This is a genomic window from Arthrobacter sp. NPDC080031, assembly GCF_040702485.1.
GTDB lineage: Bacteria > Actinomycetota > Actinomycetes > Actinomycetales > Micrococcaceae > Arthrobacter.
In genome coordinates this window covers 134,912-150,365 of record NZ_JBFBLA010000010.1, presented here as the reverse complement: position 1 = coordinate 150,365, position 15,454 = coordinate 134,912, and the positions used below count along the sequence as shown (strand labels likewise).

At 61.2% G+C, this 15,454-nt stretch carries 15 protein-coding genes and 1 pseudogene; 13 read left to right on the top strand and 3 right to left on the bottom strand.

Going from position 1 to position 15,454, the window contains the following annotated elements; all coding sequences use genetic code 11:
- Positions 1-25: 25 nt before the first annotated feature.
- Positions 26-218 (top strand): annotated as a pseudogene (locus AB0323_RS10645) (IS3 family transposase); the annotation flags it as partial.
- Here the strand turns inward: AB0323_RS10645 and AB0323_RS10640 are convergent.
- The gene (locus tag AB0323_RS10640) at positions 127-351 is read right to left on the bottom strand and encodes a DUF1016 N-terminal domain-containing protein (protein ID WP_366177288.1); all 225 of its coding nucleotides are present in this window, start codon (positions 349-351) and stop codon (positions 127-129) included. The pseudogene AB0323_RS10645 and the gene AB0323_RS10640 overlap by 92 nt on opposite strands.
- Positions 352-503: 152 nt before the next feature.
- On the bottom strand, positions 504-629 hold the full coding sequence (locus tag AB0323_RS10635) for a hypothetical protein (RefSeq protein ID WP_366177287.1): 126 nt from the start codon (positions 627-629) through the stop codon (positions 504-506).
- Between the two features lie 485 nt (positions 630-1,114).
- On the opposite strand from AB0323_RS10635, the gene AB0323_RS10630 reads away from it, so the two are divergent.
- The 12 genes from AB0323_RS10630 (at position 1,115) to AB0323_RS10575 (ending at position 15,116) form a co-directional block, all read left to right on the top strand.
- Positions 1,115-2,599: an FAD-binding oxidoreductase gene (locus AB0323_RS10630; protein WP_366177286.1), complete on the top strand. Its 1,485-nt coding sequence runs from the start codon at positions 1,115-1,117 to the stop codon at positions 2,597-2,599.
- A gap of 73 nt (positions 2,600-2,672) precedes the next feature.
- Positions 2,673-3,590 (top strand): creatininase family protein, encoded by a 918-nt coding sequence (locus tag AB0323_RS10625; RefSeq protein ID WP_366177285.1) that lies wholly within the window; start codon positions 2,673-2,675, stop codon positions 3,588-3,590.
- 205 nt (positions 3,591-3,795) lie between these two features.
- Entirely contained in the window at positions 3,796-4,851 is a 1,056-nt protein-coding gene (locus AB0323_RS10620) for a substrate-binding domain-containing protein (protein WP_366177284.1), read from the top strand.
- A gap of 20 nt (positions 4,852-4,871) precedes the next feature.
- Positions 4,872-6,443: a sugar ABC transporter ATP-binding protein gene (locus AB0323_RS10615; RefSeq protein ID WP_366177283.1), complete on the top strand. Its 1,572-nt coding sequence runs from the start codon at positions 4,872-4,874 to the stop codon at positions 6,441-6,443.
- A complete protein-coding gene (locus tag AB0323_RS10610) occupies positions 6,444-7,670 on the top strand; it encodes a hypothetical protein (protein WP_366177282.1) in 1,227 nt (408 codons plus the stop codon).
- A 49-nt stretch (positions 7,671-7,719) separates the two neighbouring features.
- Positions 7,720-8,853, top strand: coding sequence for a Gfo/Idh/MocA family oxidoreductase (locus AB0323_RS10605; RefSeq protein WP_366177281.1), 1,134 nt, complete (start codon positions 7,720-7,722; stop codon positions 8,851-8,853).
- An 18-nt stretch (positions 8,854-8,871) separates the two neighbouring features.
- Complete coding sequence (locus AB0323_RS10600) at positions 8,872-10,731, top strand: FAD-dependent oxidoreductase (protein ID WP_366177280.1); 1,860 nt, start codon at positions 8,872-8,874, stop codon at positions 10,729-10,731.
- Between the two features lie 9 nt (positions 10,732-10,740).
- Entirely contained in the window at positions 10,741-11,529 is a 789-nt protein-coding gene (locus tag AB0323_RS10595; RefSeq protein ID WP_366177279.1) for a DeoR/GlpR family DNA-binding transcription regulator, read from the top strand.
- A gap of 2 nt (positions 11,530-11,531) precedes the next feature.
- Entirely contained in the window at positions 11,532-12,794 is a 1,263-nt protein-coding gene (locus tag AB0323_RS10590) for a Tm-1-like ATP-binding domain-containing protein (protein ID WP_366177278.1), read from the top strand.
- Positions 12,791-13,651: a DeoR/GlpR family DNA-binding transcription regulator gene (locus AB0323_RS10585; RefSeq protein ID WP_366177277.1), complete on the top strand. Its 861-nt coding sequence runs from the start codon at positions 12,791-12,793 to the stop codon at positions 13,649-13,651. Before AB0323_RS10590 ends, AB0323_RS10585 begins: the two co-directional genes overlap by 4 nt.
- 368 nt (positions 13,652-14,019) lie before the next feature.
- A complete protein-coding gene (locus AB0323_RS10580; RefSeq protein ID WP_366177276.1) occupies positions 14,020-14,634 on the top strand; it encodes a carbonic anhydrase in 615 nt (204 codons plus the stop codon).
- A 95-nt stretch (positions 14,635-14,729) separates the two neighbouring features.
- Complete coding sequence (locus AB0323_RS10575) at positions 14,730-15,116, top strand: hypothetical protein (RefSeq protein WP_366177313.1); 387 nt, start codon at positions 14,730-14,732, stop codon at positions 15,114-15,116.
- On the opposite strand, the gene AB0323_RS10570 is transcribed toward AB0323_RS10575, so the two are convergent.
- The gene (locus AB0323_RS10570) at positions 15,009-15,437 is read right to left on the bottom strand and encodes a DUF4192 family protein (protein ID WP_366177275.1); all 429 of its coding nucleotides are present in this window, start codon (positions 15,435-15,437) and stop codon (positions 15,009-15,011) included. The genes AB0323_RS10575 and AB0323_RS10570 overlap by 108 nt on opposite strands.
- Positions 15,438-15,454 lie beyond the last annotated feature (17 nt).

Genomic DNA, 15,454 nt, shown 5'->3' with positions numbered 1-15,454 from the left:
GAGTGCTCGTGGAAGGATGTTGACGATGCCGGCGGCTTATGGGGCGGAGTTCCGCCAGGATGTTACTGATGTGACCCGTAGGGGCGACGCGCCGCTGGCGCAGATTGAAGGATTTCCGGCTCGCGGTCACGACCTTGAAACGCTGGATCGCCACCGCCGATCGCAAGGATACCGGGACCGGGTCGGCGGCCGTGGAGTCGGCCGCGATGCGGGAACTATGCAGGTGATTTGGTGCTCGAGAACCTGAAGCTTCCAGTTTTTTTCGAGCGTCTGTTGTGCGTACCAGTCGCGGACCGCGGGATCCTTCAGCCTGAGCAGTTCGATGATGTGGCCCCACGGGAGTGCGCCCACGCGCTGCTTCGGACCAGTCCCAAGCAGCGGCGAACGCGCGCATGTAGAAGAGGTTTGAACGCAGTTTTGAGGCCTGCGGCGAGGCGCTGCAGGACTTTGCTACCCCGCGGTTCCTGTGTCTGGCGCTCCAGGATCGTAGCCCCGGTTGCTCACTACATTCGACCATCGCGCTGATTGCCGCCTGCTGGGCTCGTAGCTGCGCTGATGCAACGAAGCTCCTTCAGGGAGGTGACGATTCCGCTGTAGCCGCTGGGCAGGTCAGGCTCGATTTTGGACACGCACCCGCCTTAGTCGTTGGATCAGACCCGATCTCGTGCGTAGCGGTGCCCCATTGTCCAAAGCGCTCTGGACAATTGGAAGGTTCATTCATTTCGGCCGGCCTGGCCAGCCTCCGGCAATAGTCCAGAGCTCTTTGGACTATCCGCCCGAGGCCTCCCTTGAAATGGGCTGGATCAACGTGTCGGGCGGGGTGAAGGAACCGTGCAGCGTTAGGAGACAAAACCAAGCAGCGCCGGCGGTTCCTATAGTTGGCCCAGTCTCGTGATCGAATGTTCGTGAATGTCGAGAAGTCTGCGTTCGCCTTGTTGTGTATGTATCCACTCCAGGCCCCTCCCCACAGCTCATCTATCATTATCTTTCAATTTCTTGCATAGTCTTTCAAAAATCTATTGACCTGCGATGCGAACCACGCCTACGATCGAGTCCTGTAGAGATCGTTGGAACGGACAAGCCCGCGACGGCGCGGCGCTTGGAGGAGGAACTTATGAGCGGTTCAGGAACAGCTGACGGGGTCAGCGGGCCCGGATTCCTTGCAGGACAGATCGAACGTGAACTTATCGGGGCTGTCGGTGAAAGCAACGTGAGCCGGGATCCAGCAGATCTTCAGGCGCAGGCTTCCGACTGGTCATGGGTGAGTAAATACCTGACGTACAAAGACCTAACGGTTCCGGCCGCGGACTTCGCGGTACGTCCCGAGACGACCGAAGAGGTCGAACGAATCGTGCAGATCGCCTCGGATTACCGGATTCCGGTAGTTCCGCGCGGCGGCGGATCAGGCACGCAAGGCGGGACGTTCGCCCCGTACGGCGGAATTGCCCTAGATCTGGGCCGAATGAACCGGATCATCGATATCGATGAAGACAGCCTGGTCGTCACCGCCGAGGCCGGGCTTGAGGGTCCGGTTCTGGAAGAGGAGCTGAACAAGAAAGGGCTGACCCTGGCCCACTACCCGGGCTCGTACCATCTGGGGGCAACCCTTGGCGGGTATGTGGCCGCACGCGGATCCGGCGTTGTGTCCACCAAGTATGGGAAGGCCGAAGACCAGGTTCTCCAAGTGGAGGCTGTCGTGCCACCAGGGAAGACCATCAACACGCTGAGGGTTCCCAGCCACGCCGCCGGCCCCGACCTCCTGCAGACACTGGTCGGTTCGGAGGGGACCCTGGGGGTCATTACGAAACTGTCCATGAGGCTGGACCCACTTCCCGAGGCCCGGGGGTTCCTTTCCTTTAGCTTCCCGGACATCTTTGCGGGCATCGAAGCCGCACGGCTGATCATGACCAACAGGCTGCGACCCGCCGTTATCCGCCTTTACGATGAGGCCGATAGCCGAAAGTTGCAGGACTGGGTGGGAACCCCGTTTACCGGCACCCTGATGGTGATCATGTGCGACGGCACCCAGGACCTGGTGGACTATGAAACGAAAGCCATCACCACTCTGGCAGAGAAGGCCAGTGGAACGTCGCTCGGGCCGGACGTCGGGCGCACTTGGTGGGAGGGCAAATACGAGCCATACGCCAAGGGCAAGCTGCCCGCCCCGCCGCAGATGTACGGCACGTTTGACACCGTCGCCCGGTTCTCCGATCTGGGACGCATCTACCGGGCCAAAAAGGAAGCCATCGAAACACAGTTTGCGGCCGAAGGCGCACGGTACACGGCCCACTTCTCGCACTGGTTCCCCTGGGGCGGAATGATTTACGACCGCTTCTACGTCGACAATCCTCCCGCAGACCCGGCAGAGGCCATCGCCCTGCACGACAGGCTCTGGGACGTCGGAGTCAAGGCCAGTCTTGACAACGGAGGCGCACTGAACGAGCACCACGGAGTTGGCCTGAAGCTCGGCCGCTTCATGCGGCCCCAATACGGCCACGGATTTGACCTCATGCGCGGCATCAAGGACGCCTGGGACCCCGACGGCATCATGAACCCCGGAAAGCTGGGCTTCGGGCCGCCACGCGGTCAAAGGCTGTAACACCAGACATACTCGACCTTTTCCGCCACTGCTTTGACAGCTTCACCACTGCTTCATCAACAAGGAGAACGCAATGACCGAACGGCCCAACCGGGTGATCAACCGCCTTACCGAGGGGGATGATGAGTTCCGCTCGAAATTCCGATCCTGGAACCACGCCTACCTCTCATACGTGGACATCGCCGAATACCTCAAGACCAAGGACACCATCCTGGTCCCGATGGCCAGCACGGAACAGCATGGCCCACACCTGCCCCTCTACACCGACACGATCACCGCGGTGGAGATCTCCGAGCGCATCTCAGAAGCCATCGGCGTGCTGCACACACCGCCCATCTGGGCCGGCTACTCGCCCCAGCACATGTACGGTGTCGGCGAGGGCCGCGGGACCGTGACCTTGCGCAGCTCGACGCTTCTAAACTTCATGAACGACGTTGCACGGAGCCTCATCCACCACGGGTTCAACCGCATCATCTTCATCAACGGTCACGGTTCCAACATCAAGGTAGTTGACCCCGTCCTGCGGAAACTCCGATACGAAACCGGAGCGTTGATTTCCTTCGTCAAGCCCTACATGGAACGCTACGAGGGAATCCTCGAGGGCCTCATGGAGAACCCTCCCGAGGAAACGCCGGGCTGGCACTCCAGCGAACTGGAAACCTCCCAGGATTTAGCCTGGAACCCCAATCTCGTACGCATGGAACGGGCCGTGGACACCCGGGCTCACATCCCCGATTTCCTTCCCAAGGCCTTCAGTAAGGACGATGGCATGCCCGACGCGGAATTCGAGGGCTACCAGTACTTCAGCTTCCCGATGGACCACCATGAATTCGTGGAGAACGGCATCATCGGCAACCCGATGCGTGCCACCGCAGAAAAAGGCGAAGAGGCCTTCCGCCGCCTGAGCGAGCATGTAGCGCGCGGCATCCTCGAGCTGGAAAAAGTACCCGTGGAAGTCCACCACCGCGAGTTCACTGACCGCACAATCTAAGCCCGACAGGAGCAGGGGTGGCGGGAGTACGTGAAACTGCCGCCGCCATTGACCCCCACCCAGGGTGATAGATATCTTTCACAAAAAGAAATAACTTGATGGATATTTCATTCTATTTTCCACCATCTCGTCGACGTAGCCGAGCAAGGAGCCACCAATGTCGCGTTCCCCCCGTCCCGCCCCCAGTCCTTTCAGGCGGCGAGCCATGCAACTTACCGCTGCGATAGCCGCAGTGGGTTCAATGTTCCTGTTGTCCGCCTGCTCCGGTACCTCGGGGGCCGGGGGAAGCACCGCCAGCGGCGGGGGTGAACAGATCGTCATCGGCGTCGCCATGAAAACCCAGCAGCAGCGGCGGTGGGGATTCGACGTCGCCGCGATGCAGAAGAAGGCAGATGAGATCGGCGTCAAACTCATCGTCCAGTACGCCAACGATGACGCAAACACCCAGTCCAGCCAGATCGAAAACCTCCTCAGCCAGGGCGTCAAGGCACTCATCGTCACGCCGGTGGACGACAAGGCCGCCGGCTCCAGCGTGAACCAAGCTAAAGCCCAGGGCGTTCCCGTGATCTCGTACGACGTCGGTATCCAGGGCGTCCCTGTGGATTACTTTGTGGTCCGCGACAATGACAAGGTCGGAGTCCTGCAGGCCGAGGCGGCCCAGGCTTTCAAACCCGAAGGAAACTACGCGTTGATCGAGGGCGATCCCGCCAACGACGTGGCCCAGGCGATTCACAAGAACCACCTCTCAACCCTGCAGGGCAAACCCGCCAAAATCGTTTACGACCAGTTCACCAAGAATTGGGATCCTTCGACGGCGCTCAGCACCGCCGAAAATGTCCTCAGCTCGAACAACGACAATGTCTCTGCCTTCCTTACAGCCAACGATGGCATGGCCTCCTCAGCAGTCCAGGCGTTGCGGGGCCGCGGACTGGCCGGCAAGGTCTTTGTTTCAGGCCTCGACGCCGACCCGGCCAACCTGAAGCTGATTGACGAGGGTGTCCAGACCATGTCCGTCTGGACACAGATCGACCAGCAGGGCGCCATCGCCGTGGACGTAGCCGCCAAGCTGGCCAAGGGCCAGAAGCCGCAGCCGCAAAAACTTACGGACAACGGCTCCGCGAATCCGATCCCGACCATGCTCGTGCCGGTCGTCTCGGTGACGAAAAACAACCTGTGCGACTTTGTCAACAAGATCGCACCCAAGGGTTGGGTCACCGCGAAGGACGTCTTCGCCGACCCCTCGACGTGCCCGGCATCCTGAGAGTGACCGGAGCGTCAGTCATGGAACCATCAGAAACCCCCGAGGGCGGCGTAGCCGCGCCGCTCCTCGGCGGTGACAGCGACGTCGTCCTGACCGCCGAAGGCATTACCAAGACCTTCGGCGGTGTGGCGGCCCTCTCCGATGCCTCCTTCACGCTTCTGCGTGGGCGCGTCCTGGGAGTCATTGGCGAGAACGGGGCGGGCAAGTCAACCCTCATGAAGGTCCTGGCGGGCGTCTACCCGTCAGGTTCGTACGGCGGGACGTTCCGGCTGGAAGGCCGCGAATGCTCCTTCCGCAGCGTCCGTGAGGCACGGCAGCACGGAATCGTCTTGATCCCCCAGGAACTGCACATCGCGCCTTCCCTGTCCATTGCCGAGAACATGTTTGCCGGCGATCTTCCGAGGCACCGAGGGATGACGGACCCGGGGGAGCTGGCCGCCCAGGCGAACCGCTGGCTCACGTTCTTCGGGCTGGATGTCGATCCGCTGAGCCCCGCGTCGGTACTATCCCCATCGGAACAGCGGCTGACACTCATCGCCGGCGCCCTCTCCCGGGACGCCAAAGTCCTCATCCTGGACGAACCCACAGCCTCCCTGTCTGAGGGAGAGGCGCAGACGTTGTTCAAACATGTCATGCGTCTGAGGGACGAGGGCATCGGGATCCTCTTCATCTCCCATCGTCTGGATGACATCGCCCAGATCTGTGACGAGCTCCTGGTGATGCGAAACGGGAAGCGGGTGGAGTACTTCAACACAGGCAATGCCCCACGCCGGGAAATCGTAGCAGCCATGATCGGACGTGACCCCTCCGAGGTCCAGGTCGCTCCGGAAAGGCCAAAGAGTTCCGAGCCCGTTCTCACTATCCACGACGTGTCCGTGGCCGACCCGATCGACGCCCAGAGGCTACGCGTCGAGAGACTGAACCTTACTGTGAACCGGGGCGAAATCGTCGGACTGTTTGGACTGGTCGGTGCGGGCCGCACCGAGCTTGCCAAGGCAATATTTGGTACGTGGAAGGGACGTGTTCGGGGCCGGATGGAGTTGTATGGCCGTGAGTACCGCCCCAGAAATCCCGCCCACGCGATCGCCAGCGGGATCGGTCTGCTCACAGAAGACCGGAAACAGACCGGAATCTTTGCCGGCCACTCGCTGCTTTCGAACTTCGACGCCGCTTCTTCGAAGGCGGTGTCACGATTAGGGTTCATCAAGTCCACCCTGGACGATTCCCGGGCGGATCAGCTGATGCGACTTCTGGACGTCAGGGCCCGCACGGTCACCCAACACATCGAAACGCTCAGCGGCGGCAACCAGCAGAAGGTCCTTCTCGGAAGGTGGCTCGCCACTCACCCAAAGCTGTTGATCCTTGATGAACCGACGGCCGGAGTTGACGTCGGTGCCAGGGAAGAAATCTACGGCCGGATCGAAGTGTTGGCGGAGCACGGTTGCGGGGTGCTGGTAATTTCCAGTGACCTTGATGAAGTCATACGCCTCTGCGACCAAACACATGTCATGTACAAGGGACACATCACGGCAACGCTGCCCCGTGTCCCCACCCGCCATGCCCTGATGGCAGCGGCGACCGGAGGAGAATAAATGTCCATCGATACCAGCACCCCCACCGCGGAAGGTCCGCTGCGGGCAAAGGTCCAGAACCAGGCCCGCAAGGAACTCGCCGCCCTGCTCAGCAAGCGAACGCTGATCTTCATCGGCATCTTCGTCGTCCTCGCTGCCCTTTTCCACCTGCAGTCACGCGGCCTGTTCCTGACCCCGCGCAACCTCTCGCTCCTTCTCCGGCAGGGCGCAATCCTGGCCGTCATTGCCGGCGGCGTTGCAGTGCTGATGATCATGTCCGAAATTGACCTGTCGATCGGCAGCTCAGTATTTCTCTGCGGGGTCGTGGCCGCCACACTCGGCAGTGACCCGAGTGTACCTCTGCCGTTGGCGGTTCTCGCCACGATCGGCACCGGCCTGTTGCTTGGGGTGCTCCAGGGATCGTGGGTCGTCTTTCTCGGTATTCCGTCATTCATCGCGACGCTGGCCGGCCTGCTTGCCTTCCGCGGTCTGGGCCTGCTGTGGACCAACGCCAGCACGGTCGGGCCGGTTCAGCCGGGCTTCACAGCCCTGAGTGAAAGCTTCATCCCCCAGCAGGCGTCCTTCCTAATCCTGGCCGCAGTCTTCGTCATCGGGCTGGCACTGGTCATCCTCCGTGGACGCTCCCGGTCTCGGGTCGTCGGTCTGGCCCTCGGCACCGGTGAAAGACCACGCACATTCACTGCACGCCTGGCCGCAGAAATCGTGATGATCGCGCTCCCTCTGGCGATCCTGGCCTGGATCGTCGGCGGATTCCTCGGAATACCGAACGCCCTGGTCTGGGTGGCCGTGATAATCGCCGTCCTGACAGTGGTCATGGCCAGAACCACCTACGGCCGAAATGCGTACCTGCTCGGAGCCAACAAAGAAGCTGCCGTCTATTCCGGCATCAACGTCAAGCGGACGGTGTTCCTCGGATTCGTCATCATGGGGGTCCTTTACGGCGTCGCCGGTGTCCTGTTGACCGCACGCCTCGGTTCATCGACACCCGGAGCCGGTGAGTTCATGGAACTGGACGCCATCGCCGCAGCCGTAATCGGTGGCGTGTCCTTGCGCGGGGGCATCGGCACCGTAGTCGGTGCTGTGATGGGAGCCCTGCTCCTGACCACCATCAACAACGGCATGAGCATCCTGAATATCTCGTCCTTCTCCCAGCTCGTCATCAAAGGCGCGATCCTGGTCGTCGCACTGGGCCTGGACGCTTACATCCTCAAGCGGGCAGCGCGTTAGCTTCCCACTCCCGTCAGTCACCATCCGCAATATTCAAGAAGGAGCTCCAATGAAGGACCTGAAATTTGCCGTCATCGGTGGCGGTTTCATGGGCAAGGCCCACAGCATCGCTCTGGCAACCTACCCCATGTACGTCTGGCCGACCCCTTATTATCCCCAGCGAGAACTCATCGTTGAGATCAACGACATGCTCGCCGCGGAGTCGGGCCAGCGTTTCGGATTCAATCGCGCGGGCACAGACTGGCGCCAGGCCGTCGAAGACCCCGAGATCGACGTCATCGATGTGCTCGTCCCGAACGTGCTGCACTACGACGTAGTCATGGCCGCCATTGAGGCGGGAAAGCACGTGATCTGCGAAAAGCCGCTGGCGCTGGACGGCGACAAGGCCAGACGAATGGCCGACGCTGCTGAAGCTGCCGGGATCGTCAACCAGGTCGGATTCAACTGGCGGCTCACCCCGGCCATCCAGCTCGCCAAGAAATTGATCGATGAAGGTGCCATCGGGGAAATCCGGTCTGTGCGCTCCTTCTGGCTCGGTGAGTTCTTCAACGATCCTTCCGTGCCATTGGTCTGGCGGTTCCAGAAGGAACAGGCCGGGTCAGGAGCCCTGGGTGACATCGGCAGCCATGCCATCGACTTTTCACGGTTCCTGGCCGGGGAAATCACAGAGGTGCAAGGCGTGCAGCAACACTTCATCAAGGAACGCCCGCTGCCCGGCGGAACAGGTACCGGAGTCGTGGAAGTCGACGACGCGACGGCCTTCATGGTCCGCTTCGAAAGCGGCGCAACAGGCTACATCGAAAGTTCATGGGCCGCGCCGGGACACAAATCCGATGCCGGGTTTGAAATCACCGGCTCCACCGGTAGCCTCAGCTTCACATGGGAGCGGATGTCCGAACTGCGTTTCTACGACGGCCGCGACGCCGCGGACCGCCAAGGCTATCGGACCATCCTGGTAGGGCCCCCGCACCCGTACGGCGAACACTTCTGGCCGGTACCGGGCTACCAGATCAGCTACTCGGACACGAAGGTAATCCAGATCCTCGACTTCATTCAGGCGGTCTCGGGAGAAAAAGCTGCCCCTCAGACGACGTTCCGGGACGGACTGCGCTCCACACTGGTCGAGGAAGCAGTGATGGAATCAGCCCGCACCGGGCAGTGGACCAAAGTCGCCCGCGACTAGATGAAGGACACACAAACCATGGGAAAGCTAGACGTCCTGTACGAACCGGCAATGATTGGCCGGCTGAAACTGCGCAACCGCTTCATCCAGTCTCCGATGCACACCCGATTTGCCTCCGAATTCGGCGAAGTGTCCCAGCAGATCATCGACTACCTCGTCGAACGGGCGCGCGGCGGAGTGTCGATGATCATCCTTGAGAACACAGCCGTTGACTGGAACGTCGGACGTGCAGCCGGCAACCCAGTCCGCATCGACGAAGATGTCTTCATTTCAGGTCTGAGTGACCTCACGGAAGCCGTGCACCGTGAGGACACCCTCATCGCAGTGCAACTCCACCACGCCGGCAGGCAAAATGGCGCCGCGAACACAGAGGGTCATGTCGGTCCAGTCGGCCCGTCCGCGGTCACTTCCACGGCAATCGGCGACGAGCCCCGTGCCCTGGAAATCCCGGAAATCAAGATGATCATCGACCAGTTCGCCGACGGAGCCCGCCGCGCAGTCGCAGCAGGATTCGATATGGTCGAAATTCATGGATCCCACGGCTACCTGCTCACGCAGTTCCTCTCGCCGCAATCGAATCTGCGGACCGACGAGTATGGAGGATCCTTTGAAAACCGGGCACGTTTCCCGCTCGAAGTGGTCCGCGCCGTCCGTGACGCGGTTGGACCGGACTTCCCAGTCAGCTACCGCATCAGCCTGGAAGAAAGGGTGCCGAGGGGCATGGACTCCGAAGACGGGCTGGCGTTCTGCAAGCTGATCGAAGAATACGTCGACGTCTTCAATGTCACAGCCGCCACCTACGAGTCCATGGATTCCATCTTCATGATGCAAGGCGTCCGGCCCGCAGAGTTGTTGCCCCTGGCCGCCAGGGTCAAGGCCCAAGTGGCCAAACCTGTCATCGGTGTCAGCCGGCTCGGGTGGGCGCTGGATACCGCAGCTGAGTCCGTACGCGCCGGAGAGATCGACTTCGTTGCCCTGGCCCGCACCCAGCTGACCGACCCCGAACTCGTGACCAAGACGCGCAACGGAGAACCGGACAGGGTTCGCCGCTGCATAGCTTGCAACGAATGCGTCGGTGGCTTCCTGTTCAAGGGATGGAGGGTGCACTGCGTCATCAATCCCGAACTCGGCAATGAAGGCAGGCTGCCGCAACTGCTCTCGATTCAGCCGCGCAAAAAGCGCGTCGTCGTTGTTGGCGGGGGCCCGGCAGGTTTCGAGGCGGCACGAGTCGCCGCCCACCGCGGCCACGAGGTAACCCTCCTTGAAGGCCGTTCCCGGATCGGCGGCCAGGTGCTCACGGCGGCCAACGTCGACTTCAAGCACACCGAAATGGAAGCCTACGTCAAGTACTTCGAAGCCGAACTGGAGCATCTCGGGGTCGATATACAACTGAAGTCCTGGGCTTCTCCTGAGCATCCGGCACTCCAGGGAGCGGACGAGGTCATTCTTGCGACCGGAGCCGTTCCCAGCGAACCGCCCGCCGGTGCATTCGACGCCGTTGCAGCACTGGAGACAGGGGAGCTTCCGGAAGGGGACATCGTGGTCCTCGGATCCAATGAAATCGGTCTGAATGCTGCCGCCTACGCCGCCCAAGAGGGCCGCAGAACCACTGTGGTCACCTACGGCAAGGACCCCGGCTATGACATGAACCCCCTGTTGTCCGCACATACGGTCAAACTACTGACGGGCATGGGTGTTGTCTTCGATGACGATGAACCAGCCGGGGGTTCGAAGCTTTGGGCGCCGGACTGGATTGCCGACGAATCGTCCTGGAGCCTCCCTGAAGGACTAAAAGTGACAAACGCGGGCGCGCGCGCCAAGGGCGGCCGGTTGTTCCAGGCGACGCAGTCAGGCTTCTGGGTAGGAACACGGCTCTAGGTGCTTGAGGTGAACACTTTCACCCGAAGATCCACCATCCTGGAATCCATCGAACGTGATGGAGTTGTAAACCTGCGCGCGCTCAGCCACGAGCTGGGCGTCGCGCCGGTAACAATCCACAGGGACCTGGAGCACCTCGAGCAAATTGGCGCTGTGGAACGTATAAGAGGCGGAGCCCGCAAACGCGAAGCGGCTAACCACAGCGTCCATGCCGAATTCTCCCTGCGCCTGAACGAATCGGCAGAAGCGAAGACCGCAATGGCTGAGCATGCGCGGGATAGCATCCCGGAGGGCTCGACGATCTTCCTTGATTCCTCGACCACATGTCTGGCTCTGGCCCGGGTCCTCCAGCAGCGGCCCCCTGCGGCGCTGACTCTGGTGACCAACTCCCCGGCCATTCTGTACGAAATGAACACCAGCAACATCCATGTCATCGCCACCCCCGGAGAAATCAACCAGCCAATGAAGTGCATCAGCGGCCGGTGGACGGTCGAGTTCCTGGAACAGCTCAGTTTTTCGGCAGCGTTCCTGTCCGCCGCAGGGATCATGGTGGACCGGGGCCTACTTACCGGCTACCGGGAACTGGCGGACATTGCCTCCGCCGTCCTGAACCGGGCCGACAAGCGCGTGGCTCTCGTCGACGCCACCAAGTTCGGCGGCCAGGCGCTAATCCAGTTGGCCACGCACGATCAGATAGACGTCGTGGTCACAGATGACCGTCTCACGGCAGAAACACGCGACAAATACAAGCACGCCGGATGGACAATTGAAATCGCGCTTTCAGGAAAGGACAAATAGCCATGCCGCACGTGCCCGTCATCGCCGTCATCGGAACACTGGACACCAAGAGCAATGAGATTGCCTACGTCCGCGACAAGATTATCGGCCTCGGCGCCCGTGCCCTGGTCATCGACAGCGGCATACTGGGCACGCCGACGATCCCTGCAGACATCGACCGCACAGCCGTGGCAACTGCGGCAGGAAAAACCCTCGGCGAAGTGCAGCAGGCCGGAAGCAGGTCCGCAGCGGTGGAACTGATGGAAGTCGGACTCGCGGCCATCGCCCGCGACCTCTACCAGGCAGGGAAGCTGCACGGTGTGCTCTGTCTCGGCGGAGCTGAGGGCGGCCTGATGGGTGCCGCGGCTATGCAGGCACTACCTGTGGGCGTGCCGAAATTCATTGTGTCGCCCAGCGCATCGGGGCGCAGAGAATTCGGTCCCTTCATGGGCAGTTCCGATGTGACCGTCATGCATTCAGTCATCGACATCCTTGGACTCAACGCCATCGCGCGCAGCATTTTCGACAACGCCGCGGCAGCGATCGTTGGAATGGCCACCTGGGCGGGCAAAACCCCGCACAGCGACCGCCCTGCGGTGGGCGTCACGATGCTTGGACAAACAACTCCCGGCGCGATGGTCCTCGTCCGGATCCTCGAAGATGCCGGCTACGAGCCCATCATCTTCCACGCCAATGGGGTGGGCGGACCCGCCATGGATGCCCTCGCACGCGAAAAGGTCCTGGCGGGAGTCATAGATTTCACACTGTCAGAGCCGGCCAACAGCATGTTCAACGGGATCCACAGCACCGACGATCGGAGGATGACCGCCGCTCCCGAATCAGACATACCCCTCCTTGTCGTGCCCGGAGCGGCCGATTTCTTCAACCAAGGCCCGATCAATACCGTCGAACCCGCCTATAGCCAACGCCCCATGTACAGGCATAACCCAGTAGCCACCCTGGTCCGCATCCAAACCGATGAAATGAAGGAACTGGGCAAGATCATTGCCAACAGAATTCGCACCGCAACCGCACCCACCGCGGTCCTCGCGCCAACCAAAGGATTCTCCCTCATAGGCGTTATGGACGGACCCATCGCGGACCCGCAAGCCGACCTCCGCCTTATCGAATCCCTCGAGCACAACCTCCCAGCGTCCATCCCGGTCGAGCGCGCGGACATGGACATCAACGATGCAGCCTTCGGAAAGCTCGCAGCGGAAAGATTTCTCGGTCTCATGGCCCGCACCGGCCTCGGGAGGCGTCCACTGCTCCAGGAACGGGCATGACAAGTACGCTGAAGGCTGCCCGGATCACGGCCGACCTCGGACTGTCAAAGATGTCAATCAGCCCGAGCGATCCTAAGGTATATTCCGTGGACACTTTCGGCAGGCGCAACAAAATCTTGGACATGCTTCAGAGCGCCGAATATCTCCCGCTGGGAACCCTCATCGACGAGCTGGGTGTCGCCCCGGCGACGGTGCACCGCGACCTCGAATACCTGGCCGGGACCGGCGCCATTGAACGGGTCCGGGGCGGCGCCAGGCGCCCGCCCTCAACCGACCACTCCATCCGTACCGACTTCACCCTCCGCCTCCAGCAATCGGCGGAGGCCAAAAAGGAAATCGCGCAGCGCGCAACGTCTGAAATTGAAGACGGTGCCACGGTCTTCCTCGACTCATCCACTACAGCATTGGCCGTTGCACGGGAGCTCGAGAAAGAACAACGCCGACTCACGATCGTGACAAACTCACCGGCGATCGCCTACGAATCAATCTCTGCACTCCTGCATATCATCATGGCGCCCGGCGACCTCAACCCGTCCCTCAAAGCCGTGACCGGCCCATGGACAGTTGAATTCTTGTCAAAGCTGTCCTTTTCAATGGCCGTGGTCTCGGCCGCAGGAATTACACCAAGCGCAGGACTCGTCACGACCCAGCGGGACCTGGCTGATGTAGCGACGACCGCAGTTGAAAGGGCCAGTCGGAGTATCGCCGTGATTGACGCCTCCAAATTCGGGACAACAGCCCTCATACAGATGGTCCCGCCCGGACGAATTGAAAAGGTCATTACTGACAGTCGACTAGATCCGCAAACGGCCGCTGCCTACAGAGCATCAGGTTGGGCGATCGAGATCGGTCCTTAGAGCTACCGGCTCAATGGAGTTGTCCCACATGGAGGTCAACGTGTCCGAGGACGACGGTGGCCATGGTCCGAGCCTCGACGTACAGGGAGTCCCAGATGGCCCGCGCGCTGAAGGTCTTCAGCACGGACAAACCCCGGGCCAGCGCCTCAACATGGTCCGGGTCGTTTTTCTTCTAAAGGGAGGCGGTCTCCGGCAGGCTTGGCACTATTCGAATCTATCTCATCAGCGGCGCGTGGGGCTGCAGGCCTTCTGCTGGGACGAGGGCCAAGTTGCTTGCCGTCCCGCCGGTGACGACGTGGTCTCGGCTGGCGGCTCCCTGCGCGGGACAGTGTCCATGCACGTCTGCGCGGCGTCGTAAAGTAAGTAGGGTGACTAATCCGATCAGCCCGTCGGAGGCATGGCATCGCCTGCGTGAAGGCAACGCGCGTTTCGTCTCCGGAGGCGCACTTCACCCGAACCAGGGCGCGTCGCGGCGCAGCGAACTGGTGAACACCCAAAATCCCTTTGCAGTCATCTTCGGCTGCTCAGACTCCCGCCTGGCCGCGGAGATCATCTTCGACCTTGGCCTCGGTGACGCCTTCGTGGTCCGCACAGCCGGGCATGTGCTCGACGACGCGGTCCTCGGATCCCTCGAGTACAGCGTTTCGGTGCTCAATGTCCCGCTGATCGTTGTCCTGGGACACGACAGCTGCGGCGCCGTGACCGCCACCAAGGACGCAGTGGAGACCGGACAGATGCCCCCGCGGTTCATCCGGGATCTTGTCGAACGCATTACCCCCTCGGTGCTGACGTCCCTCCGGGAAGATAAAACGGACGTTAACGACATGGTCGTCGAACACGCCAAGCAGACTGTGGACCGGTTGCTGGAAAGCTCCCAAGTGATTGCCTCCGCTGTGAGCGATTCCTCCACGGCCGTGATTGCCGTAGCGTACCGACTCGAAGAAGGCCGTGCGCAGCTCATCTCGGAATCAGGCCTCGTCTAAGGGGCGCCAGGCCGGCACCGGCCTACCCGTCCTGTCTCATCTAAGTTGAACCATCCAGTCCTGATTTCTCGGGAGGGGTCAATTTTCGTAGGAATATGCAGGATGGACTTAGTCGATGTAGTCCTCCTCGTCTGTTTGCTGCCGGCGGCGTATTCCCAGTCGCCAAGGTCATCGATGTAGCCGAAAAGCCGATGCAGTTTCGCCTTGGTGAACGAGCGCTTCTTGGCCAGGACGGCATCATCAGTGGTGTGCCGTGGCATGTTCCACTCGAAGCAGATCTGGCTCGAGATATCGCCGAAAGTCTGTTCGCAGAACTCGCCCCACCCATAGCCAGGGTGCGTCAGGTAGGAGCAGAAGATTGCCACGGCCTTGCTTTACGAGCGCAACGTCTTCAGGCTGATCGGTTTCTCGCCCGAACGCAGGTCGGCCAGGGAGTCATCAACGTCGACCGGGCGCCTATTGCCACGGAAATTTACCCGTGAAGCGCTGAAAGCGTTCCGGAAGCTGGCAGCGCTGCTTGATGGTCTCTGTCGTGAGGCTGCGTGCGAGCATCTGCGCCCGCCGCCCATCGAGCATGGCAGTGAAAACTCGTTCATCGGCCCGGAACAGCCTAATGTCCGGGCGACTGTTCGCGCATAAGCGCGTTCGCCGCCGTCGTGCTTGGGGAGGTCCACGCGGAGCGTCACGCCGATGTGGTTGGTGTCCAGGCTAATGCACACGAGGCTTTTCTGGGGCCAGAAGCCTAGGGTGTGGCCGATGAAGCTGAGGACATCGGCGGGGGTTTTGCTGCTGAGCGTTTCCATGGTCTTTCTCTTGCAGG